This window comes from Amycolatopsis sp. MEPSY49 (assembly GCF_051337345.1).
In the GTDB taxonomy this organism is placed as follows: Bacteria; Actinomycetota; Actinomycetes; order Mycobacteriales; family Pseudonocardiaceae; genus Amycolatopsis.
The window spans coordinates 72,154-95,447 of record NZ_JBDLYJ010000010.1; the positions used below are offsets into that span (position 1 = coordinate 72,154).

The window sequence follows — 23,294 nt, forward strand, 5'->3', positions numbered from 1 at the left end:
CCGCAAGCCCACGCGACGCAACCCCGGTCCGTCGCGGAGCCCCGGGCTGTCCCACCCACCCGTTTCCGGCGATAATCGCCGCATGCCGACCTACGCCTACCGCTGCCGCGAGTGCACCGAGACCTTCGAGCTCCTGCGCCCGATGAGCGAATCCGGCGCGCCGGCGGCCTGCCCGGAGGGCCACGCCGACACCGTCAAGCTGCTCACCACGGTCGCCCTCACCGGGGCCGCGAGCGGACCCGCGGCCCCGGCCGGCGGCGGCTGCTGTGGCGGCGGCTGCTGCGGCTAGACCGCCTTCAGCGCCTGCTCCAGGTCGGCCCACAGATCCTCGACGTCCTCGAGTCCGGCGGAGAGCCGGATCAGCTGGTCGGACACGCCGGCGTCGTGCCGGTCGCCCTCGTCGACGATCCGGTGGCTGATCGACCCCGGGTGCTGGATCAGCGTGTCGACGCTGCCGAGGCTCACGGCCGGCGTGATCAGCCGGACCGCGCCGATCAGGGCGTGCGGGTCGCCGTCGACCTCGAACGCCACCAGCGGCCCGCCGATCCGCGGGTAGTGGACGGCCGTCACGGCCGGGTGGTCGCCGAGCCGCGTGGCCAGCGTCTCCGCGGTGACCGACGCCGCGTTGACGCGCAGCGGCAGCGTGGAAAGCCCGCGCAGCAACAGGTATCCGGCGAGCGGGTGCAGCACGCCGCCGGTGGCGAAGCGGATCTGCCGCAGCCGCGCGGCTTCCGCGGCATCACACGCGACGATCCCGCCCATCACGTCGCCGTGGCCGCCGAGGAACTTGGTCGCGCTGTGCAGCACGATCCGCGCCCCGTGACGGCCCGGGCGCTGGAGCACCGGCGTGGCGAAAGTGTTGTCCACCAGCAAAGGCACGTCTCCGCATGCGACAGCCAGCGCGGCGATGTCGGCCTCGGCGAGGGTCGGGTTCGCCGGTGTCTCGACGAACACCAGCCCGGTGTCGGGCCGCAGCGCGGCGGCGACCCCGTCGGGCGCGGCCCAGGTGACCTCGGTCCCGAGCAGCCCGGACTCGAGCAGGTGGTCACTGCAGCCGTACAGCGGGCGCACCGCGACGACGTGCCGTTTTCCTTGCGCCACCGCGGAAAGCAGGCAGGCCGAGACGGCGGCCATGCCGCTGGCGAACGCGACGCCGTGCTCGAAGCCTTCCAGCTCGGCGAGGGCCCGCTCGAACCGCTCGACGGTCGGGTTGCCCACCCGGCCGTAGATCGGCGGCCCGTCGAGCTCGCCGCCGGCGGCGAAGGCGTCGATCCGGGCGGCTTCGGCGGCACTGTCACGGGACGGGTACGTCGTGGACAGGTCCAGCGGCGCGGCGTGCACGCCGAGGTCCGTGAGGTCGTCACGGCCGGCGTGGACGGCGCGGGTGCGCAGCGAGGAAGTCATACGGGCATCGTCGAGCTTTCACCGGAGCCGGGGCAACAGTCTCGGATATCATTCGGCGATGCCCGATTCCGTCGAACTGAGTCCGGTCGACCTCGAGATTCTGCGCCTGCTCCAGAACGATGCCCGGATCACCAACAAGGACCTGGCGGCCGCGGTCGGCATCGCGCCGTCGACGTGCCTGGACCGCGTGGCCCGGCTGCGGGACACCGGCGTGATCACCGGCCAGCACGCTTCGGTCGACGCGGCGAAGCTGGGCCGTCCACTGGAGGCGTTCCTCTTCGTCCAGGTTCGCCCGCACCGGCGGCCGCTGGTCGACCCGTTCGTCGAGCACCTGCTGTCCCTGCCCGAGGTGCGCGCGGTCTACCACCTGACCGGGCCGGATGACTTCCTCGCGCACGTCGCGACCAGCTCCGCCGGCGAGCTGCAGCGCCTGGTCCTCGACGAGCTGACCGCGCGTGACGAGGTCGCTCGCGTGCACACGAACCTCGTCTTCCAGCACTGGAGCGGCGGCCCGCTGCTCCCGCCGGCCTGATCTCAGAACGTCGAGAGCCAGCGGCGGGTCTCGCGCGGCGACGTCAACCGGACGACCGAGGGGCCCGGCGACGACGCCGCCCACGCCCGGATGGTCGCCCGCTTCCGCGCGAACGACCGGAAGTGCCAGCGGATGATCGAGTCCGCGGAGATCATCTGGCGGAACGACTCGACGTTGCCGTTGCAGATCCGCTCCCTGGTCACCGAGCGCACGGCCGTCCGGCGCAGCAGGCGGCCCAGCGAAAGCCAGCGCGGGTAGTCGAGTCCCACGAGCAGCTGCGTGCGGGGCAGGACGACGTCCTGCCACTTGCCGTACGCGGCGTCGAGGACCCAGCGCTCCCCCGCGCACACCTCGGCGACGCGGCGGCGCTGCTCGTCGTCCGGGACCGCGACCCAGCCCGGCTCCCAGGTGAGGTCGTCGGCCGGGATGTAAGGCAGGCCGGCGCGCTCGGCGATCCGGGCCGCGAGCGTCGACTTGCCCGAGCCGGTCACGCCGTAGACGACGATGCGCTCAGGCCTCGAGGTCACGGGCGGGCTCCCGCGGTCCGCGGTAGGGCAGCGTCTGGCTGTAGACGACGTTCGTGGTCGTGCCGCCGAACTGGGCCAGCTCGTCCATCGTGTGCTCGAGGTGGGCCATCGAGGCCGCGGCGACCTTGAGCGTGTAGCAGTCGTCGCCGGTGGTGCGCAGGCACTCGAGGATCTCGAAGCGCTCGCCGAGCAGCTTGTGCAGTGCCTCGTGCCGGCTGCCGGGGTACTTGAGCCGGACGACGGCGAGCACCGGGTAGCCGACCTTCCCGAGGTCGATGTCGGCGCGGTAGCCGGTGATCACACCCGTCGCTTCGAGCCGCCGGAGCCGTTCGGTGGTGGCCGACGCGCTGAGGTTCACCCGGCGGCCCAGCTCGGTGAGCGGCAGCCGGGCGTCCCGCTGCAGCTCGACCAGGATGGCCCAGTCCGTCTGATCGAGACTCTCGGTCATCGGCCGAATCTACCGCGAGATCCACGGCCGAAGCCGCCGAACGCCGTGATCATTCCCTTCCGATCACGGCTTCGACCTCGATAGCCTTTCCCGGTGAAGATCGGCGTGAACGTCCCCAACTTCGGCCCCGGCACGGACCCCGGCGTGCTGCGCGCGTGGGCGCGGACGGTGGAAGGCCTCGGCTTCGACCTGCTGATGGTGTCCGACCACGTCGCGATCACGCCGGATGTCGCCGGCCAGTACCCGGCGCCGTTCTACGAGCCGTTCACGACGCTGTCGTGGCTCGCGGGCGTCACCGAGCGGGTGCGGCTCGGCACCACCGTGCTGGTCGTGCCGTACCGGCATCCCCTGCTGGTGGCCCGGATGGCGGCGAACCTCGACGCGCTCAGCGACGGCCGGCTGGTGCTCGGCGCCGGCATCGGCTGGGCGAAACAGGAGTTCGCCGCGCTCGGCGTGCCGTTCGAGCAGCGCGGGAAGCTCACCAGCGAGTACCTCCGGGCGATCCGCGTGGCCTGGGCCGATCACGACGACTACCGCGCCGGCCCGATCCCGCTGTGGCTGGGCGGGCACAGCGACGCCGGGCTGCGCCGCGCGATCGAGCTCGGCGACGCGTGGCACCCGCTGCGGATGACGATGGCCGGCTTCCGGGATGGCTTGGCGCGCTTGGAAACCCTGGCCGGCGACCGGCCGGTGCCGGCGTTCGCGCCGCGGATCCTGCTGCGGGTGACCGGAACGCCGGTGACCGGGCCGGACCGGCGCGCCGGGGAAGGAACGCTCGACCAGGTCGTCGACGACCTGGCGCAGTTGCGGGCGCTGGGCGCGGACACCGTCGTGCTCGACCCGTTCGATGCGGACCCCGCCGAGACCCTCCACCCGGAGGTCGCTTGGCGAGACCTCGCGGCGATCGCCGCGTCCTGGAAGGAGAACCGGTGAAGGACACCGAAGAAGCCCTGTTGCGCCGCGCGATCGAGCTCGCCCGCGAAGCCCGCGAGGAACACGGCAACCCGCCGTTCGGCTCGCTGCTGGCCGACGCCGACGGCAACGTCCTCGCCGAGGACCGCAACACGTCGTTGACCGACAACGACATCACGGCGCACCCGGAGCTGAAGCTCGCCCGCTGGGCGGCGCAGAACCTGGACCCGGAAACCGCGGCGGCGACCACGATGTTCACGAGCACGCAACCGTGCGGGATGTGCACGGGCGCGATCGAGCGGTCGGGGCTCGGCCGCGTCGTCTACGCGCTGTCGTCGGAGCAGTTCCTCACGCTGCGCCCGCCGGTGAAGTGGGGCTACCAGTCGGAAGGCCCGGCGCTGTTCGACGAGGCCCGCGTGCCGGTCGAGGGCTACTACAAGTGACGAGCTACGAGGTGCGCCCGGTGGCGCGCGTCGAGTCGCCGTTGACCGACCGCGCGGCGGCTCCGCGACAGGCCGACGAGGGCGCCCCACCGGCCCGGGTGGTGTTCGCCCCGGAGTACCACCCGGCGGCGGCCGACCTCCAGCCGGGCGACCGCCTGGTCCTGCTGACGTGGCTGCACGAAGCCGATCGTGAGGTCCAGGCAGTGCACCCGCGCAGCGACCCGGACCGCCCGCGCGAGGGGGTGTTCTCGACGCGCTCCCCGGACCGCCCGAACCCGATCGGCCTCCACACGGTGACGGTGACGGCCGCGGAGAACGGCGTGCTGACGGTGACAGGCCTGGAGGCGATCGACGGCACGCCGGTCCTGGACGTGAAGCCGGTCCTGGGCGAAGTGGCCGAGCGCTGACCCGGTCGATCACGATCGGGGCACCGGGGTGACGACCGCCGGTTTCCACCCGACCTCCTTCGGGCGATCGGCGCGAGCCCGAGCGCCGAACGGAGGAACGACGATGACCGACGCGCTCGAACCCGCACTGCCGGAAGCGTGGCCGCCGCCGCCCGTGCGGACCAGGACGAACCCTGGCACCTCGTGCTGGCGGCCGCCGCGGGCGCGGCCTTGGTCGGCGCCCTGTGGGTGGGTCTGGACCTGGCAGATTCCGGCGCACCCATCAGCCCGCCCGGCACGTCCGGGAAGGCGTTCGACCTCCGGGGCACGTTCACGCTGTACAGCGGCGGGTACGGCTACAGCACCTGCGGCGGCTCCGGCGGCTACTCGGACATCACCACCGGAACCACGGTCACCGTCTACAACGCCGCGGGAACCGTGCTGTCCCAAGGTGCGCTCGGCACCGGGCGCCCGGACGGCGCCGCAGCTGTGTGTTCTCCCTCGCCGCGCCGAACGTCCCGGCGGGCGAGAAGTTCTACCTCGTCGAGGTGTCCCACCGGGGCCGGATCATGGTGCAGCCCGAGGACGCACGGAACGGCAACGTCGCCCTCAGCCTGGGGCACTGATCAGTAGTCCTTGAAGCCCTTCCCGGTCTTCCGGCCCAGCCGCCCGGCGGTCACCAGGTGCTCCAGCAGCGGGGCCGGCGCGAAGCCCTCCTCGCGGAACTCGTTGTACAGCGTCCGCTGGATCGCCAGTGAAACGTCCAGCCCGACGACGTCCAGCAGCTCGAACGGGCCCATCGGCAGGCCGCAGCCCACCTTCATGGCCGTGTCGATGTCGTCCGCGCCCGCGTAGTGGGCCTCCAGCATCTTCACCGCGTCGTTCAGGTACGGGAACAGCAGCGCGTTGACGATGAAGCCCGCGCGGTCTCCACAGTGGACCGCGTGCTTGCCCACCGCCGCGCAGACCGCGCTCGCCGTCGCCACGACGTCCGGGGCCGTCGCGATCGTCGAGACCACCTCGACCAGCTTCATCACCGGCGCCGGGTTGAAGAAGTGGAGGCCGAGCACGTCGGCGGGCCGGGACGTCGCCGCCGCGCACTCGATCACCGGCAGCGAGGACGTCGTCGTCGCCAGGACCGCGCCCGGCCGGACGACCTCGTCGAGCGCCGCGAACACCGCCTGCTTCACCGAAAGCTCTTCGGCCACCGCCTCGACGACCAGGTCGACGTCGGCCAGCGCCTCGAAGTCGGTGACCGGGGTGATCCGCGCCAAGGCCGAAGCAGCGTCCTCTTCGGACAGCTTTCCGCGGACCACCGCCTTGTCGAGCGACTTCTTGACGCGTGCCACCGACGCTTGGGCCTTCTCCAGGCTCCGGGCGCGCAGCACGACGTCGAGGCCGCGCTTGGCGAACACCTCCGCGATGCCCGTGGCCATCGTTCCGGTGCCGACCACACCGACTCGCGACACCAGCCGCGGCGGCACCGAGTCCACAGTGGACACCACCGGGGACGCGACGACGTTGGGCGAATCCGGGGCGTCGTAGGTGTAGAAGCCGCGGCCGGTCTTGCGGCCGAGCAGGTTCGCCGTGATCATCTGCTTGAGCAGCGGCGCCGGCGCGTGCAGCCGGTTGCGGGACTGGTGGTACATCGTGTCGAGGATCTCGTAGGCGGTGTCCAGCCCGATCAGGTCGAGCAGCGCCAGCGGACCCATCGGGTAGCCGCAGCCGAAGCGCATCGCCGCGTCGAGGTCCTCGCGCGTCACGTAGCGCTGCTCGTACATCCGCACCGCGTGGTTGAGATAGCCGAACAGCAGCGCGTTCGCGATGAATCCGGCCCGGTCGCCGATCACCACCGGCACCTTGCCGAGCCGCTCGGCGAACGCGACCGCCTCGGTGACCACCTCCGGCTCGGTCACCACCGTCTTGACGATCTCGACGAGCTTCTGCACCGGCGCCGGGTTGAAGAAGTGCATCCCGACGACCTTGCCCGGCCGCGCGGTGTGCACGCCGATCTCGGTGATCGACAGCGACGACGTGTTGGACGCGAAGACGACCTCGGGCCGGGTGATCTTGTCCAGCTCGGCGAAGACGTCGGCCTTGAGCCCCAGGCTCTCCGGGATCGCCTCGATCACCAAGTCCACTTCGGACAGATCGGAGAGCGAGGTGCCGTACCGGATCCGGCCCAGCAGCGCATCGCGGCCGGCCGGGTCGAGCTTGCCGCCGGAGAGGGCGCGCTCGGTGGAGTGCTCCAGGTGCCCGCGGCCGCGGGCGACGCCGGCCTCGTCGAGCTCGACCGTCACGACGTCGAGCCCGCTGCGCGCGAGCACTTCGGCGATCCCGGCACCCATCGTGCCCAGGCCGACCACTCCGACCGTCGAGATGTCCCGCGCCATCGAGGCCTCCAGAGATGTTACTCGCTGGTAATTGGCCCCTGACTCTGCCACAGGCACCACCCGAAGCCCAGACGGAATCGAGTCAGTACCGCACAAGTCACCCGGTCGGCGACCCGGGATCACTCGCCGAAATTGCCGTCCACCAGCTCTTTCGCCTTGTCCAGCGCGGCGGCGGCCTGCGGGCCGCGCGCCCGCACGCGGATCCGGTCACCCTGACGGGCGCCGAGCGACATCAGCGCCAGCACGCTGTGCCCGTCGGCCTCCTGGTCGCCGAGCCGGACGGTGACCTCGGCCTCGAACGCGCTCAGCGCGCGCACCAGCACCGCGGCCGGGCGCGCGTGCAGCCCGACCTCGTTGCGCAGCACCAGCTCGATCTCGTCGCCCCCGGCGGCGGCGGGTTCGGCGGGTGCGAGGTCCTCGGGCAGCCCGGCCGCCGCGGCGGCCTCCGCCACCGCCTTGCGGTCCCGGCCCGCCTGCGCCGCGACCGCCGCCGCGATCGCGCCTTCGACCAGCGGGCCGTCCGCGACGACGGCGGTCGACGGGTCGGCCAGTGATTCGACGGCGAGCTCGGCGGTCATCTGCGCGCTGCCGAGGTCGTAGAGCAGCACGACGCCGTCCCCGGAGTCGGCGCGCTGGGTGGCGGCGACGACCTCGTCGTAGTCCGTGCCGATCGAGCCGTCGGAGAGCCCGCCGGCGGGGAGGATGGTGACGTCCGGGGCCATCTGGACAGCCAGCTCGGCCAGGCCTTCCGCGAGCTTCGAGCTGTGCGAAACGAGCACGATGCCGACGCTCACCGGGCGGCCTCCGCGAACGCCCGCAGCAGCAGCGCCGACGACCGGGCGCCGGGGTCCAGGTGCCCGACCGCCCGCTCGCCGAGGTAGGACGCCCGGCCCTTGCGCGGCACCAGGTCCACTGTGGACTCCGCGCCGCGGTCGGCCGCGTCGGCCGCCGCGGTCAGCACCGCGGCGACGTCCCCGCCGTCCTCGGCCGCCTTCTCCGCCGCCGACACCGCCGGGATCAGGGCGTCGACCATGGTCGCGTCGCCGCCCACGGCCTTGCCCCGCGCCTGGACGCCTTCCAGCGCGGCGCGCAACGCGTCGAGCAGCGCCGGAACATCGAGATCTTCGGCGGTGCCGAGCTTGGCCGAGGCACGCAGGAACGCCGTGCCGTACAACGGTCCCGCGGCCCCGCCGACCTTGGAGATCAACGTCGTCGCGACGAGCTTCAGCACCCCGCCCGGTGTGTCCGGAACGGCGGAATCGAGCCCCGCGACGACGGCCGCGAACCCGCGGTTCATGTTCTCGCCGTGGTCGCCGTCGCCGATCGCGCGATCGAGGTCGATCAGCTCGGCGCGGTGCTCGGCGACCACGGCCGCGGCGGCGCGCACGGCGGCCGCGACCCCGTCGGCCTTGCAGGTCATCAGCGCCCCCACCGCAGCGCCGCGGTGTTGACCGGGGCGTCCCAGAGCTCGGTCAGCTCGTCGTCCAGTTTGAGCAACGTCAGACTCATCCCCTGCATCTCGAGGCTGGTGATGTACGGGCCGACCAGCCGGCGTTCGACCACGATCCCACGCTCGGCGAGCAAGCGCTCGGCGATGCCGTGGGCCAGGTAGAGCTCGACGAGCGGGGTGCCGCCCATCGAGTTCGTGAACAGCAGCACACGGTCACCGGAGGAGAACGGCAGGTCGGAGACCACCGCCTCGACCAGCCGGGCCACCAGGGCGTCGGCCGGTTCGAGCGGGATCCGCTCGCGGCCGGGCTCGCCGTGGATGCCGATGCCGAACTCGATCTCGCCGTCGCCGAGGTCGAAGCTGGGGGTGCCGGCGTGCGGCACGGTCGGCGCGGTCAGCGCGACGCCGATCGAGCGCACCTGGCCGATCACCTTCTGCGCCAGCGCGGTCACGGCGTCGAGCGAGTCGCCGCGCTCGGCGGCCGCGCCGGTGATCTTCTCCAGCAGCACCGTGCCGCCGACCCCGCGGCGGCCCGCGGTGTACGTCGAGTCCTTGACCGCGACGTCGTCGTCGATCACGACGCTGCGCACCTCGAGGCCGTCGGCGGCGGCCAGCTCGGCGGCCGTCTCGAAGTTCAGCACGTCGCCGGTGTAGTTCTTCACGATGAGCAGGGCGCCCGCGTCGCCGGTGGTCGCGGTGACGGCGGCCTGCACGGCGTCCGGCGTCGGCGAGGTGAACACCGCGCCGGGCACGGCGGCGGCGAGCATGCCGGGGCCGACGAACCCGCCGTGCAGCGGCTCGTGCCCGGACCCGCCGCCGGAGATCACGGCGACCTTGCCCGCGACCGGCGCGTCGGCGCGGACCACGACGTCGGGATCGGATTGGACGCGGAGGATGTCGGCGTGCGCGGCGGCGAGGCCCCGCAGCGACTCCGCGACGACGTTCGCCGGATCGTTGATGATCTTCTTCACGGCAGCCTCCGGCGCATCGGCGGGTGGGGTGCCCCCTTCCTACCTCGCCGCGCGGCCCGCCGCCAGATCAGGGTTTGGGCAGCTTTGTGACGACGTTCTTCGCGACGGTGACCGCTTTGCCGCACGGATCGTCGGCGTCCGGTTGGGCGGCGTAGCTCCGGTAGTCCACTTGGGCCAGTTCGACGTCGTCGCCCTGCCACGGCCGGTGCTGCCACTCGACCTGGCACTGCGACGAGCTCGCCGACCCCTTCTTCTGGTAGCCGGTGACCCCGCCGCCGAGGTCCACCTTGGCGTACCCGTCGCCTTCGAGCGGCGGGAGGCCGGGCAGGAACTCGACGGTGACGGTCGGGTCGGTGCCGTTGCTCTTCCAGTCGCAGGAGTGCAGGCCCGTGGGCGCGGCCTTCGGCGACGGCACGACGGGGGTCACGACCGCGGTGTCGGCCATCGTGCACGGGTCGGCCGTCAGCAGGGTGCCGGTGGGCGTCGAATACTTCTCCGGCCCGCTGTGCACCTTCTGGACCGCGGCTTCCATCACCGTCTGGCCGGGACGGCACGGGTCGCCGGGGTAGGTGACCGACAGCGTCAGGGCCAGGTCCGGGTTGAGCGCCGTCATCGCCGCGACCGTGCAGCTGGTCTCGTCGGTCTTGTTCACGCGCAGCGGCAGCCCGCCGACCTGGCCGGTCGTCTTGTCCGCGCGCGGCAGCAGGGTGCTGCCGATCTCGAACTCGAGCCGGATCTCCTTGCCGCCCGGGTCCTTCACCTTGTTGCTGCACCGGTCGAAGGCGATCGACGACGGCGACGGGTCCTCGTCGACCGTGCCGAGCCCCAGCGAGCCGAGGGCTTCCTTGGTCAGGAACTGGCACGGCTTGATCGTCCGCAGCACGTTCGCCGCCACGGCGGCGTCGGTGATCGGGCCGTCGGAGGTCTGGCCGGTGCCGGCCGCCGCGGGCACCGTCGTCCGCGCGAAGTTGGACTTGCCGAGGTCCTGCCCGCACGCGGTCAGCGGCAGTGCGAGGGCGGTGACCAGCAGGAACAGCTTCGGGAGACGGCGGCGTCGAGCGTCAGGGAGCACGCGGTGCACGGTAGCGGGAACTTCGCGCCCCTGTCCGGACAACCCGGCTATTCGGCCTTGGCCGCGGGTGTGTCGTCGGTCTCGGGCTCGGCCGGCACGACCAGCGGCCGGACCTTGGCCCAGATGACGAACAGCGCGGCCACGACCAGCATGCCGATGCCGGCCCAGAGGTTGATGTTGACGCCGGCGGCCTTGGCGATCTCCTCGTCGGAGGTGAAGCCGATGCCCATGACCGTCAGGATGATCCCGTACACGCCGATCAGCAGGGCGATGATCAGCCGGATGTCGAAGGCGCCGGCCTTGTGCGGCCGCGCTCCGGATTCGGTAGCCATTGCGGCCTCCTCAGAAGATCGCGTTGAGGGCGATGGTCAGGACGAGCACGATGCCCGCGAGCAGGCCCGGCCTGCGGTACCAGCCCGCGTTCTCGCCGGTGTCGTCGTGCTTGCGCGTTTCCTTCGGGGTCAGCGAGTAGACCAGCCCGACCAGCTCTTCGTCCGGCTTCGGCTTGGTGGCCAGCGACACCACGACGCTGACCACGATGTCGACGACGAACGCGGTCCCGGCGGCCACGAAGCTGGTGCCCTGGCCTTCGAGGCCGATCACGCCGCCCTGCGCGAGACCCCAGACGGTGATCGCCGACGCGGTACCGAGGAGCAGGCCGCTCCAGCCGGCGTGCGGGGTCATCCGCTTCCAGAACATGCCGAGGATGAAGGTCGCGAACAGCGGCGCGTTGAAGAACGAGAACAGGTCCTGCAGGTAGTTCAGGATGTTGCCGGAGTTCGACGCGATGAACGCCGTGCCGATCGCGAGGATCGTGCCGCCCGACGTCACGATGCGCCCGAGGCGGAGGTAGTAGCCGTCCGGCTTGTCCTTCTTGATGTAGGTCTGCCAGATGTCGTACGTGAAGACCGTGTTGAACGAGCTGAGGTTCGCGGCCATGCCGGCCATGAACGAGGCCAGCAGACCGGCGATCGCGATGCCGAGCATGCCGTTCGGCAGCAGGTCGCGCATCAGCAGCAGGAGCGCGTTGTTGAACGTGACGCCGCTCTCGGCCTTGCCGCCGTCGAGCAGGACCTGCTTGTCCTTGACGTACTCGGACACGCTCACCGCGGCGATCATGCCGGGGATGATCACGATGAACGGCACCAGCATCTTCGGGAAGGCGCCGATGATCGGCGTCCGGCGCGCCGCCGACATGCTCTTGGACGCCATCGCGCGCTGGACCTCGACGAAGTTCGTCGTCCAGTAGCCGAAGGACAGCACGAAGCCCAGACCGAACACGATGCCCAGGATCGAGAGGATGTTGTTGCCGAAGCCGGTCAGGTTGTCACCGGGCCACGAGTGCAGCTGCGCGGTGCCGCCCGGGCTGTTGGTCACCTTGTCGACCAGGCCCTGCCAGCCGCCGACCTTGACCAGGCCGATGATCGTCAGCGGCACCAGCGCGATGACGATCACGAAGAACTGCAGTACCTCGTTGTAGATCGCCGCGGAGAGGCCGCCGAGCGCGGTGTAGGAGAGCACGATCGCGGCGGCGACGATGATCGACACCCACAGCGGCCAGCCGAGCAGCAGGTTCACCACGCTGGCCAGCAGGAACAGGTTCGCGCCCGCGATCAGGATCTGGGCCGCGGCGAAGCTGACGCCGTTGAGCAGGTGCGCCGGCTTGCCGAAGCGCCGTCGCATGAACTCGGGGACGCTGCGGACCTTGGAGCCGTAGTAGAACGGCATCATCACGATGCCGAGGAACAGCATCGCCGGGATCGCGCCGATCCAGAAGTAGTGGACGGTCGGCAGGCCGTACTGGGCGCCGTTGGCCGACATGCCCATGACCTCGACCGCGCCGAGGTTCGCCGAGATGAACGCCAGGCCGGTGACCCAGGCGGGCAGCGACCGGCCGGACAGGAAGAAGTCGAGACTGCTGGACACCTGCCGGCGCGCCAGGTACCCGATGCCGAGCACGAGGGCGAAGTAGAACGCCAGCTCGATGTAGTCGATCGCGCTCGCGTCGAGTCGCAGGTTCGCATCGGCTAGGACGAGCACCCGACCCACCTCTTTCAAACTGGACAACAACCCACAGGAATCACCACTGTCCTGTCGGATCCGGACAGTACTGCATGGATTCAGGGTCGGCACGCTGACGTGTCCAAAATGGCCGGAGGGCGCGCCTCCCCGGCCATGACCTGGGGAAACGCGCCCTCTTTCGTGCGCCGCGGGAGCAGCGGTGGATCACCGGTCGGTCGGGACCCCGATCTCGCCCTCTTCGTCGATCAGCTTGGCGAGCACTTCGTCGGGCAGGTAGGTGCGGTGCGGGTAGCCCGGGCCCCACGAGTTGAGCAGCGGCACGGCGCCGAGCTCGTCGGCCCGCGGGTTGGCGAGCACGGAGTGCACGTCGTCGACCGACTTGGCCCAGCGGAAGGCCTTGATGCCCTGCTTGGCCTCGGGCGCGTACTTCTCGCGCGCCTCCCAGTCGTCGTTCTTGTACGAGTCGTCCCAGAGGACGTGCCCGGCTTCCTTGAGCACCTCGGCGGCGGCCCGGACCGACGTGCCGTTGTCGTCGCCGGGGTTGGTTTCGGGCCATTCGTCGCGCTTCTTGGCCGAGTCCCAGAGCCAGCGGGCGGCGTACTCGCTGCCGTTGAAGAGCGACATGCACCGCGACCAGCCGAAGCCGACGCAAGCGCCTTCCTTGCCCTGGTCGTAGAACGCGTACCAAGCGTCGGTGTCCGGCGTGCCGCCCGGTTCGAGGCAGACGCAGTGCCCGCCGCGGATCCGGCCGAGCTTCTTGACGCCGGCCTTGGCGATGAAGAACTCACCGGAGGTCTCGTCCTGCTCCGGGGTGTCGAAGGCGGAGTACCAGTTGACCCCGATGACGACGGGCGCCTGCGTCGGCCGGTCGTCATCGGAGAGCGCGGTGAGCGGATACCGTTCGACGTGCCGCCAGTCGTCCGGAATGAACCGGCCCAGCCGCGGGTCGGCCGGATCGGAACCGAGTGGGCGATAACGCATGACTTCCTCCTCCGTGCGGGCGAAAAGCGCGCACACCGGCCGGAAGAAGTGGCGCACACCGAGCTCGAAGGCGGACTGAACCATGGGCACGACAAAAAAAGACGGCCGAGCGCACCACCCTCCGGCCACGCCGGACGTACCGGCGGAACCCCTCGGAATAAGTGTGCCACCCGGGCGCGGAAAAGGATCCCGAACTCACCCGAACAGCGCATAAGGCCAGGTCAGAAAGGAGTCGCTCACTTCTCGCCGGCCTATCGGGTTAACGACTACCGGCCGCCGAGCGGCCACCACGGCCACAGATACCTGCCCAAGCATCAATTCGACAACTTTTTTTGCATCCACGCAGATGACCGATCATCGACCGGCTCACGCAGGGATCTTCTCCGCCGAATCCATCACCAGCTGGACAGAGGTCAGATACTTGTCGTAAAGATCGGGGAACGACTGCCGTGACAGCTGCTGAACGGGATAGGCGGAGCGAAAGTGGCCGCCCAGGTACGGGGAGAACTCCATTCGCCCGTTCGCACGATCATCCGGATCGACACACAGGCAGTAGAACGACGGAATTCGACGATAGATATAGTATTCGATCTTTCCATGGTAGCCGAGATTGGCGCATTCCCGGCGTTCGGCCATGATCGATCGGCGCGCACTTTCCATTTCCAGGCCGTAGTGCCGGTCACCCTGCTCACTGAGGTAGGCCATGCCGGGCTCGTAATCGGGGTCGAGGGCGTAGCACTTCAAAGTGACTCCCCGCTTCAGCATTTGACGCAGGGGATCCCGGAACTCGTCGGCACGCATGCCGGTGAAGTACTTGGCGAAGGAAGTGAGCCCGGTCCCGATTTCGATGATCTCGCTTTTGGCCTGCTGCATGAACTGCACCATCTCGCGCACCGGGGGCCGCCCGGCGGCGTGCACGAGGAACGGGGTGGCGATCCGGCCGACCAGGCGGAGCTCGTGCGTGGACAGCTCGTGGAGCCGCAACGGGCCGACGCCCTTGGCTTCGACTTCGAAGCCGGGCCCGACGAGAACTTCGGACAAGCCGGCCAGGTGTGACCGCACGACCTTGAGCAGGGTGTCGTCCATGAGGATCTGGCCCGGGCTGGCCAGCGCCTGGATGCGCGCACAGCGGTCGACCGCTTCGCCGAACAGTTCCTCGATGCCCTCGGGCCGGGAATAGCTGCTCAACTGGCCGAGCGTCAAGCCGCAGGACGATTTCAGATCCAGTTCGTAAGCCATCGCTTTGACGTTCAACGCGGCCTTGCACGCATCCACCGCGTTGACGAACGTGCAGAGGATTCCGTCACCGAACTTCTGCACGACCTTGCCACCGATGAGCCCGACGAGCCGCGCCGCGGCCGCCACGAAACGCAGTGCCGCCTCCGTGCCGATCTCGTGGCCGTGGATCACCTTCATGTCGACCGACCGGGAGAGATCGAAGAAACCGACCACCCTGATTTCGGACTCCGGCTGGATACGGGCGATCTCGCCGGTGATCTCGGCGACGATCTCCTTGGTGTCAATGATGATCGATGCCATCCGCGGGCCTCCGTACGAGCAGCAGGTGAGACCGGCTTCCCCCGGCTCGGCGGATCACCACACCCCCACCGTCGGCACGAGGTTCCCACCTCGATCGCCAGGGTCCTCCAGGGGCGCGAAATGGATCATGGCGCCTGATTCTACCGCAGCCGCGGTGGATTACCTGCTGACAAAAACAGGACCGGAACCGCCGAACGCGAGGGAACGGAAATCAGTCGCGCACGCGCCGGAAGCGCGGCACCGGCCCGTCGTCCGTCCGCACCGTCTCCGCGAACATCGCCTCCGGCCGCACCCACAGCCCGCGCTCCCCGTAAAGCGCCCGGTACACCACCAGCCGCTCCTCGGTCTCGCTGTGCCGGGCCACCCCGAGGACCTCGTACTCGCCGCCCTTGTAATGGACGTACCGACCCGGTTCCACCTCAGAACAGCCGGAACTCGTCGGACTCGATGCCGCGCAGCTCGTCGTAATCCAGCGTCAGGCAGCGGATTCCGCGGTCCTCCGCCAGCGTCCGGGCCTGGGGCTTGATGATCTGGGCCGCGAACACCCCCTGGACCGGCGCCAGCAGCGGGTCGCGGTTCAGCAGCTCCAGGTACCGCGTCAGCTGCTCGACCCCGTCGATTTCGCCGCGGCGCTTGATCTCCACCGCCACCGACTTGCCGTCCGCGTCGCGGGCCATGATGTCGACCGGGCCGATCGCCGTCGGGAACTCGCGGCGGACCAGCGTGTAGCCGTCGCCCAGGGTCTTGATGTGCTCGGCCAGCAGCTCCTGCAGGTGCGCCTCCACGCCGTCCTTCTGCAGGCCCGGCTCCGCGCCGAGCGCCTGCGAATAGTCGTGGAAGACCTCCTCGATCGAGATCACCAGCTTTTCGCCCTGCTTGTTCTCGACGATCCAGAGCTTGCCGTCCTCGATCAGCCAGCAGGGCGGGCTCATCCAGTTCAACGGCTTGTACGCACGGTCGTCGGAGTGGACCGACACCGAGCCGTCGGACTTCACGAGCAGCAGGCGGGTGGCCATCGGCAGGTGGGCGGTGAGCCGGCCGGCGTAGTCGACCTGGCACCGCGCGATCACGAGACGCACCCGAGGAGGGTAGGACAGGGTCGGTGATACTGGGCGCGTGGACCCCATTCAGCGTGTCGCGTCCCGCGAGGTGTACCGGAACAACTGGATGACCGTGCGCGAGGACGACATCCGCCGTCCCGACGGCTCGGCCGGCATCTACGGCGTGATCGACAAGCCGGACTACGCCCTCGTCATCGCCCAGGACGGCGACCGGTTCCGGCTGGTCGAGCAGTTCCGCTACCCCCTGGGCGAACGGCGCTGGGAGTTCCCGCAGGGCACCGCGCCCGACCTGGCCGACGTGCCGCCCGCCGAGCTCGCCGCCCGAGAGCTGCGGGAGGAGACCGGCCTGCGCGCCGCCGCGATGACCCCGCTCGGCAAGCTCGACGTCGCCGCCGGCATGAGCAGCCAGCGCGGCTGGGTGTTCCTCGCCACCGGCATCACCGAAGGCGAGCCCGAACGCGAGCTCGAGGAGCAGGACATGCGCAGCGCGTGGTTCTCCCGCGCGGACCTCGAGAAGATGATCCTGGCCGGCGAAATCACCGACGCGCAGTCGATCGCCGCGTGGGCGCAGCTCATGCTCTTCGAGCGGCACCGGCCTTGAGCATCCCCCGGATCACCAGGTGGTGGAACGGCTTGATCAGCGCGAAGTAGGCCGGCCCGACGCGGTTGTGGAAGTGCACGAGCGTGCCGAGCCGGAAGCCGCGGGGCACCGCTTCGACCGTCAGGTACCCGGTCAGGTGACTGTCGTCGACGCCCGCGACGAGGTAACGCTCCGGGTCGCCGGCCCGGACGGTGAAGAACGCGACCCGGTCGCCGGGCGCGAACCCGACGTCCTCGGGCCGGAGGCGGCCCGAACGCGGCACGGACGCGGTGTCCAGCCGCAGCGCCTTCGCGAGCAGGTACCGGACGCCGAACAGGGCCTTCACCCAGGCCGGAGACCAGCCGAACACGCCCGCGACGAATTCGCGCAGGCTGTTCTCGCTCTCGATCTCCTTGAACTCGACGTAGTCCGCGCCGTCGGCGAAAGGTTCGGTCATTTCCGTCTCCCCAGTACGAGTTCCAACGCGTTCTTGAGCTGCCGGCCTGGCAGCGGTGGCACGACCTGCCCGGCGCCGACGACGATCAGGTACAGCGCCCGCGCGAGGTCCGGGTCGCCGCTGACCTCGGTCAGGTAGGCGACGCGGGTCCGGTCGACGCGCTCCTGGACCGCCCTCGCTTCGGCGTCCTGCAGGGCCCAGGCCCGGACGGCGATCTCCAGCTCCGGCCCGGGTCCCGGCGCGAGGACGAGCTTCAGCAGCGCGCCCAGCCGGTCTTCGCCCGCCGCGTCGGCCTGCTCCACGAACCGCGTCGTGCGCTCGGCCTCGAAGTGCCCCAGCAGGGCCGTGCGGAAGCCGCTCATGCCCTTGAAGTGGTGGTAGAAGGAGCCCTTCGACAGGCCGAGCCGCTCGGTCAGCCGCTCGATGGTGACCGACGGCGCGCCGTGCTCCGCCAGCAGCGCCAGCCCCGCGTCCAGCCAGTCCCGTTTGCCCGCCATGGCCGTACCATACCGTATGGTATGGGCGGCGGCCGCGAGGACCCGCACTTTCACGTGAAAGTGCGGTCAGTCGGGCCAGGAGGGCTTGCGCTTCTCCAGGAACGCGGCCATGCCTTCGCGGGCGCCGGGCAGCTGCGACGCCGCGGCCATGACCTCCAGCGCGATCGCGTAGGCGTCGGCCTCGGGCCGGTCGAGCTGGGCGTACAGGGTCACCTTGCCCATCGTCTTGCTCGCGCGGCTGCCGCGCGTCGCCCGGGCCAGCAGCTCCGCGACGGCGTCGTCGAGCTGCTCGTCGGGGACGACCCGGTTGACCAGGCCCCACTCCAACGCGGTCGGCGCGTCGATGACGTCGCCGGTCAGCGCCAGCTCCATCAGGCGCTTGCGGCCGATCGAGCGCGCCACCGGGACCGCCGGGGTGTGGCAGAACCAGCCGCCCTTGCCGCCGGGCAGGGCGAAGCCCGCGGATTCGGCGGCGATCGCGAGGTCGCACGACGCCACGAGCTGGCAGCCCGCCGCCGTCGCCAGGCCGTGCACCCGCGCGATGACGACCTGCGGCACCGACTGCATCGTCTTCATCAGGTCCGTGCACAGGGTGAGCAGCTCGCGCACGCCCATCAGGTCGCGCGCGGCGACGTCGCCGAAGTCGTGGCCGGCGGAGAACACCGGGCCCGCGCCGGCCAGCACGATGCCGGTCGCGTCGGACGTCCCCGCCTCGTGGAACGCGGCGAGCAGCTCGGCCAGGTGGTCCGCGGAGAGCGAGTTGCGCCGCGCCGCGCGGTTCATCGTGATCGTGACGGTGTCGCCGTCGCGCTTGACCAGGATGTGCTCGTACTCGGTCATGCCTCGACGGTAACTCTTCGGAACGTGCGCCGATAGCTGTCCGGGCCGACACCCACTTCGGCGTGCATCCGCCGTCGCAGGTTCGCCGCGGTCCCCAGCCCGGACCGCTCCGCCACGCGGTCGACCGGCAACGATGTCGTCTCCAGGAGCTGTTGCGCGAGGCGGACGCGTTGCACGCGCAACCAGCGCCCTGGCGTGACGCCGGTGGCGGCCGCGAACTCGCGGTGGAACGTCCGCTCGCTCATCCGCGCGTGCCCGACCAAGTCTTCGACGCCGATGCCGGACCCGAGCCGAGCCAGCGCCCAGTCCATTGTGGACGACAAGCCCGGCTGCGTGGCGGCCGGCACCGGACTGTCGACGTACTGCCGCTGCCCGCCCTCCCGCGCCGGCGGCATCACCAGGCGGCGCGCCAGGGCGGCGGCGACGTCCGCGCCGTGGTCGCGGCGGACCAGGTACAGGCACAGGTCGAGGCCGCCGACGACGCCCGCGGACGTCAGGACACCGCCGTCGTCGGTGTAGAGCACGTCGCGCTGAAGGTCTGCCCGCGGTGCGAAGCGGGCCAACGCGTCGAGGTCGCGCCAGTGCGTGGTGGCCGGACGGCCGTCGAGCAGACCGGCGGCGGCGAGGGTGAACGCGCCGGAGCACAGCCCCGCGACCGTCCGGCCGTCCCGGTGGGCCTGCCGCAGCGCGGCGACGGCCGAAGACGGCACGGGCGCGAGCGGGTCGTCGCGGCCCGGCGCGAGCACGAGGTCGCAACCGTTCAGCCCGGCGAGCCCGTGCGTGGCCGCGACGTCCCCGAACGGCGACACGGCCGTGCGCGCCCGGCCCGGGCTGCACAGCCGCACGGTGAACGGGCCGATCCCGCTGTCGGTGCGGTCCTGGCCCCAGACCTCGCCGATCACCGCGAGGTCGAACATCCGGGTGCCCGGCAGCAGCAGAACGCCGATGGTGCGCATGGCAGGAAAGTACCGCATCGCGCGTCTTCTGCCACTCCCCCGAGCGCGACCAACCGGCGAAGCTCGACAGCATGACCGAAACGGCACTGATCCTGATCGACGTCCAGCGCGGGTTCGACGATGCGGAGTTCTGGGGACCGCGCAACAATCCCGGCGCCGAAGCGAACATGAAGGCGCTGCTCGACGCGTGGCAGGAGCGGCGGCTGCCGGTCGTGCTCGTGCACCACGACTCCGTGAAGCCGGACTCGCCGCTGCGCCCCGGCCAGCCGGGCAACGACTTCAAGCCCGAGCTCGACGGCGCGCGCCCGGACCTCGTGTTCGGCAAGAAGGTGAACTCGGCGTTCCTCGGCGACGTCGATCTCGACGCGTGGCTGCGCAAGCGCGGCATCACGAGCTTCGTCCTGGCGGGGATCCAGACGAACTTCTGCTGCGAGACCACCGCGCGGATGGGTGGAAACCTCGGCTACGACGTGACTTTCGCGCTCGACGCCACGTTCACGTTCGACCTCCCGGGGGTGACCGCGGACGAGCTGTACCGCGTCACGGCGGCGAACCTGGCGAACCAGTTCGCCACCGTGGCGTCCACAAAGGACATCCTGGCCGGGCTCAGCTGAGCCCGTTGCGCTCCCGGACCAGCGAGACGATGCCGTCCATGATCTCGGTCAGCTCGTAGTCCTTGGGCGTGAACACCCGGGCGATGCCGCGTTCGGTCAGGAGCGCGGCGTCGTCCGGCGGGATGATCCCGCCGACGATCACCGGCACGTCGCCGGCGCCCGCGGCGCGCAGGCCGTCGACGACGTTCGGGACGACCTCCAGGTGCGAGCCGGAGAGCACCGAGAGCCCGACGACGTGCACGCCCTCCTGCACGGCGGCCGCGACGATCTGCTCGGGCGTCAGCCGGATGCCCTGGTAGACGACCTCGAAACCGACGTCCCGGGCCCGCACGGCGACCTGCTCGGCGCCGTTGGAGTGGCCGTCGAGGCCCGGCTTGCCGACCAGGATGCGCAGCCGCTCGCCGAGTTCCGCCTCGGTTTCCCGGACCCTGGAACGGACCCGCTCGATCCCCGGGTCGCCGCCGCCCGCGGCGGACGCGGAAACCCCGGTGGGCGCGCGGTATTCGCCGAACACCTCGCGCAGCGCGCCGGACCACTCGCCGGTCGTCACGCCGGCCCGCGCACAGTCCACAGTGGCCTCGAAGAGGTTTTCCGTGGTCCGCGCGCGTTCCTTGAGCGCGGCCAGGGAGCGTTCGACGGCGTCGTTGTCGCGCTGGGTGCGCCACTCCTCGATCGCCGTGACGGCGGCCTTTTCGACGGCGGGGTCGATCGTCTCGATCGCCTTCGCGCCCTCGGCCTGCAGCGGCGACGGCTCGGTCGTCTCGAACTTGTTGACGCCGACCAGCACGCGCTCGCCGTTCTCCATCCCGCGGCGGTACTCGGCCAGCGACGCGACCAGCTGCGACTTCATGTAGCCGCTCTCGACGGCGGCGACCGCCCCGCCGAGGTCCTGCACGCGCGCGATCTCCTCGCGCGCGCCGGTCATGATCTCGTCGACCTTGGCCTGGATGACGTGCGAGCCGTCGAAGATGTCCTCGTACTCCAGCAGGTCCGTCTCGAACGCGAGCACCTGCTGCATCCGCAGGGCCCACTGCTGGTCCCACGGCCGGGGCAGGCCGAGCGCCTCGTTCCAGGCGGGCAGCTGGATCGCGCGGGCACGGGCGCCGCGGGACAGCGACACCGCCAGCATCTCCAGCACGATCCGCTGGACGTTGTTCTCCGGCTGGGCTTCGGTGAGGCCGAGCGAGTTGACCTGGACGCCGTAGCGCAGGCGGCGCGCCTTGGGATCCGTCACGCCGTAACGATCCCGCGTGAGCTCGTCCCAGAGCGCGGTGAACGCGCGCATCTTGGACATCTCCTCGACGAACCGGACGCCGGCGTTGACGAAGAACGAGATCCGCGCGACGACCTTGGCCATGTCGGCCGCGTCGACCTGCCCGGAGTCGCGGACGGCGTCGAGCACGGCGATCGCGGTGCACAGCGCGTAGGCGACCTCCTGCGTCGGCGTCGCACCGGCTTCCTGCAGGTGGTAGCTGCAGATGTTGATCGGGTTCCACTTCGGCACGTGGTGCACGGTCCACGCGATCATGTCGGTGATCAGCCGCAGGCTCGGCCCCGGCGGGAAGATGTAGGTCCCGCGGGACAGGTACTCCTTGATGATGTCGTTCTGCGTGGTGCCGGTGAGCTTCGCGAGGACTTCGTCCACGTCGCGACCCTCCGCTTCGGCCTGCTCGCGCGCCACGGAGACGTACAGCGCGAGCAGCCACATGGCCGGCGCGTTGATCGTCATCGACGTGTTGGCCTCGGCGAGCGGGATGCCTTCGAAGAGCCGCCGCATGTCGCCGATGTGCGACACCGGCACGCCGACCTTGCCGACCTCACCGCGGGAGAGCTGGTGGTCCGGGTCGTAGCCGGTCTGCGTGGGCAGGTCGAAGGCCACCGAGAGGCCGGTCTGCCCCTTCGCGAGGTTCCGCCGGTAGAGCTCGTTCGACGCGGCCGCCGAGGAATGGCCCGCGTAGGTCCGCATCACCCACGGTCGGTCTCGCTCGCGGTCCGTTGGGTACGGCACTGGGCACCTCCGGCGGTGGACGTTTCGTCGAGTGTACCGACCGGTAACTTAACGTGGCAGTGCGATCGGACACGTCCGGGTGACTCAGTCCGCCGCCAGTGCCCGCGCGATCAGCTCGCGCAGCTGTTCGGCCTCCGGCACGGCGAACAGCGCGATCGGGCGCGGCTGGTTCTGCTTCGGCAAGCCGAAGCCGAGGATGTCCACCGTCTCGAACAGTGGGTGGAAGGTGAGCGTGCCGACGCCGTCGCCGCGGAGCGAGGTGACCGCCGGGGTGGTCGAGTCCATCCACCTGCGGGTGCGGCCCGAGACGCGGTCGGCCACGACGACCCGCTGGTCGGTCACCGCGTACACCGCGCGGTGCGTCGTCCACAGCCGGGCGAGCACCGGTACCCAGACGATCACGAACCAGACGAGCACGAGAAGCACGTGCACGCCGGCGAGGGAAATGATCACCGCCAGCAGGATCGAGCCGGCGACGAGGCGGCACCACTCCCAGCCGACCGGGGCGACCCGTCGCGGGCGCCCCGACCACAGCAGCCGCTCACCCGGCTGCAAGACGATGATCGGCTCTTCCACCACGGCCTCCCCAGCACTCGTTGCCGGGCTGACGCTTCGGAAGGCCGAGCCGGTTGCCCTCAGGCGGCCGAAGTGCCCGTTTCCGGCGGGGCCTGGCGGGCCTTGGCCTCGTCGATGGCCTTGACGAGCAGGTCGCGCACGCGCTTGGGCTCGCCGACGCCCATCAGCGTCACCGCGCCCGAGCCGAAGGTGATGGTGCCGGTGCGGGACGGCCCCGGCTTGAGCACCGGCGCGGACAGCCCGGCCAGCTCGCTGGCGCGTTCCTTCTGCCGGAACAGACCCGAGCGCGCGATGATCCGGCTGTCGGTCACGGCGTACGTCGTGCGCCCGAGCGCGAGGTAGCGGAGGGCGGACCGGCCGACGGCGCCATACAGCCCGATGACGAGGACCACGACGGCCCCGGCCATGGCGCCCCCGCTGGGCTGCTTCGCGAGCAGGAACCAGAGAGCGGCGACGGCGAGGATGAGTCCGGCAGGGGCGATCACCCCGTCCGCGGCGACGTAGAGCGGGCGCTGGACCGGCTCTCCCGCCCAGAGCACACGCTCCCCGGGTAGAAGATCGATTTCCCCTGCTGACATGGCCGAACACTACTCTGTGGACGCTCCTCACGCCGAGTTCCGCGCGC

29 protein-coding genes are annotated in these 23,294 nt (G+C 70.7%); 8 read left to right on the plus strand and 21 right to left on the minus strand.

Annotated features, from left to right (window positions below):
- Positions 1 to 82 precede the first annotated feature (82 nt).
- Positions 83 to 289, plus strand: a complete 207-nt coding sequence (locus ABFJ78_RS35640; protein ID WP_436391606.1) for an FmdB family zinc ribbon protein — start codon at positions 83 to 85, stop codon at positions 287 to 289.
- Here the strand turns inward: ABFJ78_RS35640 and ABFJ78_RS35645 are convergent.
- Positions 286 to 1,404, minus strand: a complete 1,119-nt coding sequence (locus tag ABFJ78_RS35645) for a trans-sulfuration enzyme family protein (protein WP_436391608.1) — start codon at positions 1,402 to 1,404, stop codon at positions 286 to 288. The two genes, ABFJ78_RS35640 and ABFJ78_RS35645, sit on opposite strands and share 4 nt — an antisense overlap.
- Before the next feature lie 58 nt (positions 1,405 to 1,462).
- On the opposite strand from ABFJ78_RS35645, the gene ABFJ78_RS35650 reads away from it, so the two are divergent.
- Positions 1,463 to 1,936, plus strand: coding sequence for an Lrp/AsnC family transcriptional regulator (locus ABFJ78_RS35650; protein ID WP_086672559.1), 474 nt, complete (start codon positions 1,463 to 1,465; stop codon positions 1,934 to 1,936).
- 2 nt (positions 1,937 to 1,938) lie between these two features.
- Here the strand turns inward: ABFJ78_RS35650 and ABFJ78_RS35655 are convergent, their stop codons facing one another.
- Positions 1,939 to 2,463: an adenylate kinase gene (locus ABFJ78_RS35655; RefSeq protein ID WP_436391610.1), complete on the minus strand. Its 525-nt coding sequence runs from the start codon at positions 2,461 to 2,463 to the stop codon at positions 1,939 to 1,941.
- Positions 2,447 to 2,911 (minus strand): Lrp/AsnC family transcriptional regulator, encoded by a 465-nt coding sequence (locus tag ABFJ78_RS35660; protein WP_436391612.1) that lies wholly within the window; start codon positions 2,909 to 2,911, stop codon positions 2,447 to 2,449. Before ABFJ78_RS35660 ends, ABFJ78_RS35655 begins: the two co-directional genes overlap by 17 nt.
- Before the next feature lie 93 nt (positions 2,912 to 3,004).
- Between ABFJ78_RS35660 and ABFJ78_RS35665 the strand changes: the two genes are divergently transcribed.
- From ABFJ78_RS35665 to ABFJ78_RS35680, 4 genes are all read left to right on the plus strand, one after another.
- Positions 3,005 to 3,844: an LLM class flavin-dependent oxidoreductase gene (locus ABFJ78_RS35665; protein WP_436391614.1), complete on the plus strand. Its 840-nt coding sequence runs from the start codon at positions 3,005 to 3,007 to the stop codon at positions 3,842 to 3,844.
- A complete protein-coding gene (locus tag ABFJ78_RS35670; RefSeq protein WP_436391616.1) occupies positions 3,841 to 4,266 on the plus strand; it encodes a nucleoside deaminase in 426 nt (141 codons plus the stop codon). Before ABFJ78_RS35665 ends, ABFJ78_RS35670 begins: the two co-directional genes overlap by 4 nt.
- Positions 4,263 to 4,673 (plus strand): tRNA (N6-threonylcarbamoyladenosine(37)-N6)-methyltransferase TrmO, encoded by a 411-nt coding sequence (gene tsaA / locus ABFJ78_RS35675; protein WP_436391618.1) that lies wholly within the window; start codon positions 4,263 to 4,265, stop codon positions 4,671 to 4,673. The genes ABFJ78_RS35670 and tsaA overlap by 4 nt, the downstream gene beginning before the upstream one ends.
- A gap of 470 nt (positions 4,674 to 5,143) precedes the next feature.
- A complete protein-coding gene (locus tag ABFJ78_RS35680; protein WP_436391620.1) occupies positions 5,144 to 5,278 on the plus strand; it encodes a hypothetical protein in 135 nt (44 codons plus the stop codon).
- Here the strand turns inward: ABFJ78_RS35680 and ABFJ78_RS35685 are convergent, their stop codons facing one another.
- The 11 genes from ABFJ78_RS35685 to nucS form a co-directional block, all read right to left on the minus strand.
- Positions 5,279 to 7,045 carry a 3-hydroxyacyl-CoA dehydrogenase family protein gene (locus ABFJ78_RS35685; RefSeq protein WP_436391622.1) on the minus strand — a complete coding sequence of 589 codons (1,767 nt, stop codon included), beginning with the start codon at positions 7,043 to 7,045 and terminating at the stop codon, positions 5,279 to 5,281. It lies immediately after the preceding gene.
- Between the two features lie 119 nt (positions 7,046 to 7,164).
- The gene (gene dhaM / locus ABFJ78_RS35690) at positions 7,165 to 7,839 is read right to left on the minus strand and encodes a dihydroxyacetone kinase phosphoryl donor subunit DhaM (RefSeq protein ID WP_436391624.1); all 675 of its coding nucleotides are present in this window, start codon (positions 7,837 to 7,839) and stop codon (positions 7,165 to 7,167) included.
- The gene (gene dhaL / locus ABFJ78_RS35695) at positions 7,836 to 8,465 is read right to left on the minus strand and encodes a dihydroxyacetone kinase subunit DhaL (protein ID WP_436391626.1); all 630 of its coding nucleotides are present in this window, start codon (positions 8,463 to 8,465) and stop codon (positions 7,836 to 7,838) included. Before dhaL ends, dhaM begins: the two co-directional genes overlap by 4 nt.
- Positions 8,465 to 9,466, minus strand: a complete 1,002-nt coding sequence (gene dhaK, locus ABFJ78_RS35700; protein ID WP_436391628.1) for a dihydroxyacetone kinase subunit DhaK — start codon at positions 9,464 to 9,466, stop codon at positions 8,465 to 8,467. The genes dhaL and dhaK overlap by 1 nt, the downstream gene beginning before the upstream one ends.
- Positions 9,467 to 9,533: 67 nt before the next feature.
- Positions 9,534 to 10,538: a DUF3558 domain-containing protein gene (locus tag ABFJ78_RS35705; RefSeq protein ID WP_436391630.1), complete on the minus strand. Its 1,005-nt coding sequence runs from the start codon at positions 10,536 to 10,538 to the stop codon at positions 9,534 to 9,536.
- 47 nt (positions 10,539 to 10,585) lie between these two features.
- Complete coding sequence (locus ABFJ78_RS35710; protein WP_436391631.1) at positions 10,586 to 10,870, minus strand: hypothetical protein; 285 nt, start codon at positions 10,868 to 10,870, stop codon at positions 10,586 to 10,588.
- Positions 10,871 to 10,880: 10 nt separating this feature from the next.
- A complete protein-coding gene (locus ABFJ78_RS35715; RefSeq protein ID WP_436391633.1) occupies positions 10,881 to 12,578 on the minus strand; it encodes a sodium:solute symporter family protein in 1,698 nt (565 codons plus the stop codon).
- A 186-nt stretch (positions 12,579 to 12,764) separates the two neighbouring features.
- The gene (locus ABFJ78_RS35720) at positions 12,765 to 13,541 is read right to left on the minus strand and encodes a hypothetical protein (RefSeq protein WP_436391635.1); all 777 of its coding nucleotides are present in this window, start codon (positions 13,539 to 13,541) and stop codon (positions 12,765 to 12,767) included.
- Positions 13,542 to 13,907: 366 nt separating this feature from the next.
- Complete coding sequence (locus ABFJ78_RS35725; protein ID WP_436391636.1) at positions 13,908 to 15,080, minus strand: hypothetical protein; 1,173 nt, start codon at positions 15,078 to 15,080, stop codon at positions 13,908 to 13,910.
- 211 nt (positions 15,081 to 15,291) lie between these two features.
- The gene (locus ABFJ78_RS35730; RefSeq protein ID WP_436391638.1) at positions 15,292 to 15,498 is read right to left on the minus strand and encodes a DUF1653 domain-containing protein; all 207 of its coding nucleotides are present in this window, start codon (positions 15,496 to 15,498) and stop codon (positions 15,292 to 15,294) included.
- Between the two features lies 1 nt (position 15,499).
- Positions 15,500 to 16,159: an endonuclease NucS gene (nucS, locus tag ABFJ78_RS35735; RefSeq protein WP_014467679.1), complete on the minus strand. Its 660-nt coding sequence runs from the start codon at positions 16,157 to 16,159 to the stop codon at positions 15,500 to 15,502.
- Positions 16,160 to 16,196: 37 nt separating this feature from the next.
- On the opposite strand from nucS, the gene ABFJ78_RS35740 reads away from it, so the two are divergent.
- Positions 16,197 to 16,742 (plus strand): NUDIX domain-containing protein, encoded by a 546-nt coding sequence (locus ABFJ78_RS35740; RefSeq protein WP_436391640.1) that lies wholly within the window; start codon positions 16,197 to 16,199, stop codon positions 16,740 to 16,742.
- Here ABFJ78_RS35740 and ABFJ78_RS35745 read toward each other — a convergent pair.
- From ABFJ78_RS35745 to ABFJ78_RS35760, 4 genes are all read right to left on the minus strand, one after another.
- Positions 16,714 to 17,178, minus strand: a complete 465-nt coding sequence (locus ABFJ78_RS35745) for a DUF2867 domain-containing protein (protein ID WP_436391642.1) — start codon at positions 17,176 to 17,178, stop codon at positions 16,714 to 16,716. The genes ABFJ78_RS35740 and ABFJ78_RS35745 overlap by 29 nt on opposite strands.
- Positions 17,175 to 17,675, minus strand: coding sequence for a TetR/AcrR family transcriptional regulator (locus tag ABFJ78_RS35750; RefSeq protein ID WP_436391644.1), 501 nt, complete (start codon positions 17,673 to 17,675; stop codon positions 17,175 to 17,177). The genes ABFJ78_RS35745 and ABFJ78_RS35750 overlap by 4 nt, the downstream gene beginning before the upstream one ends.
- A gap of 66 nt (positions 17,676 to 17,741) precedes the next feature.
- Positions 17,742 to 18,515, minus strand: coding sequence for an enoyl-CoA hydratase-related protein (locus ABFJ78_RS35755; RefSeq protein ID WP_436391646.1), 774 nt, complete (start codon positions 18,513 to 18,515; stop codon positions 17,742 to 17,744).
- Complete coding sequence (locus tag ABFJ78_RS35760; RefSeq protein ID WP_436391648.1) at positions 18,512 to 19,471, minus strand: GlxA family transcriptional regulator; 960 nt, start codon at positions 19,469 to 19,471, stop codon at positions 18,512 to 18,514. The genes ABFJ78_RS35755 and ABFJ78_RS35760 overlap by 4 nt, the downstream gene beginning before the upstream one ends.
- A 71-nt stretch (positions 19,472 to 19,542) precedes the next feature.
- On the opposite strand from ABFJ78_RS35760, the gene ABFJ78_RS35765 reads away from it, so the two are divergent.
- Positions 19,543 to 20,085 (plus strand): cysteine hydrolase family protein, encoded by a 543-nt coding sequence (locus ABFJ78_RS35765; RefSeq protein WP_436391650.1) that lies wholly within the window; start codon positions 19,543 to 19,545, stop codon positions 20,083 to 20,085.
- Here ABFJ78_RS35765 and ABFJ78_RS35770 read toward each other — a convergent pair.
- The 3 genes from ABFJ78_RS35770 to ABFJ78_RS35780 all read right to left on the minus strand — a co-directional run bounded on the left by ABFJ78_RS35770 (position 20,078) and on the right by ABFJ78_RS35780 (position 23,247).
- Positions 20,078 to 22,093: a protein meaA gene (locus ABFJ78_RS35770; protein ID WP_436391652.1), complete on the minus strand. Its 2,016-nt coding sequence runs from the start codon at positions 22,091 to 22,093 to the stop codon at positions 20,078 to 20,080. The two genes, ABFJ78_RS35765 and ABFJ78_RS35770, sit on opposite strands and share 8 nt — an antisense overlap.
- Before the next feature lie 84 nt (positions 22,094 to 22,177).
- The gene (locus tag ABFJ78_RS35775; protein WP_436391654.1) at positions 22,178 to 22,669 is read right to left on the minus strand and encodes a hypothetical protein; all 492 of its coding nucleotides are present in this window, start codon (positions 22,667 to 22,669) and stop codon (positions 22,178 to 22,180) included.
- 59 nt (positions 22,670 to 22,728) lie between these two features.
- On the minus strand, positions 22,729 to 23,247 hold the full coding sequence (locus tag ABFJ78_RS35780) for a PH domain-containing protein (protein ID WP_436391656.1): 519 nt from the start codon (positions 23,245 to 23,247) through the stop codon (positions 22,729 to 22,731).
- Positions 23,248 to 23,294 lie beyond the last annotated feature (47 nt).

Coding starts and splice junctions, on each gene's coding strand:
- ABFJ78_RS35780 (WP_436391656.1), bottom strand. CDS start 23,247: ATGTCAGCAGGGGAAATCGATCTTCTACCCGGGGAGCGTGTGCTCTGG.
- ABFJ78_RS35710 (WP_436391631.1), bottom strand. CDS start 10,870: ATGGCTACCGAATCCGGAGCGCGGCCGCACAAGGCCGGCGCCTTCGAC.
- ABFJ78_RS35660 (WP_436391612.1), bottom strand. CDS start 2,911: ATGACCGAGAGTCTCGATCAGACGGACTGGGCCATCCTGGTCGAGCTG.
- ABFJ78_RS35745 (WP_436391642.1), bottom strand. CDS start 17,178: ATGACCGAACCTTTCGCCGACGGCGCGGACTACGTCGAGTTCAAGGAG.
- ABFJ78_RS35720 (WP_436391635.1), bottom strand. CDS start 13,541: ATGCGTTATCGCCCACTCGGTTCCGATCCGGCCGACCCGCGGCTGGGC.
- ABFJ78_RS35760 (WP_436391648.1), bottom strand. CDS start 19,471: ATGCGCACCATCGGCGTTCTGCTGCTGCCGGGCACCCGGATGTTCGAC.
- ABFJ78_RS35650 (WP_086672559.1), top strand. CDS start 1,463: ATGCCCGATTCCGTCGAACTGAGTCCGGTCGACCTCGAGATTCTGCGC.
- ABFJ78_RS35640 (WP_436391606.1), top strand. CDS start 83: ATGCCGACCTACGCCTACCGCTGCCGCGAGTGCACCGAGACCTTCGAG.
- ABFJ78_RS35725 (WP_436391636.1), bottom strand. CDS start 15,080: ATGGCATCGATCATCATTGACACCAAGGAGATCGTCGCCGAGATCACC.
- ABFJ78_RS35685 (WP_436391622.1), bottom strand. CDS start 7,045: ATGGCGCGGGACATCTCGACGGTCGGAGTGGTCGGCCTGGGCACGATG.
- dhaL (WP_436391626.1), bottom strand. CDS start 8,465: ATGACCTGCAAGGCCGACGGGGTCGCGGCCGCCGTGCGCGCCGCCGCG.
- ABFJ78_RS35750 (WP_436391644.1), bottom strand. CDS start 17,675: ATGGCGGGCAAACGGGACTGGCTGGACGCGGGGCTGGCGCTGCTGGCG.
- ABFJ78_RS35645 (WP_436391608.1), bottom strand. CDS start 1,404: ATGACTTCCTCGCTGCGCACCCGCGCCGTCCACGCCGGCCGTGACGAC.
- ABFJ78_RS35755 (WP_436391646.1), bottom strand. CDS start 18,515: ATGACCGAGTACGAGCACATCCTGGTCAAGCGCGACGGCGACACCGTC.
- ABFJ78_RS35765 (WP_436391650.1), top strand. CDS start 19,543: ATGACCGAAACGGCACTGATCCTGATCGACGTCCAGCGCGGGTTCGAC.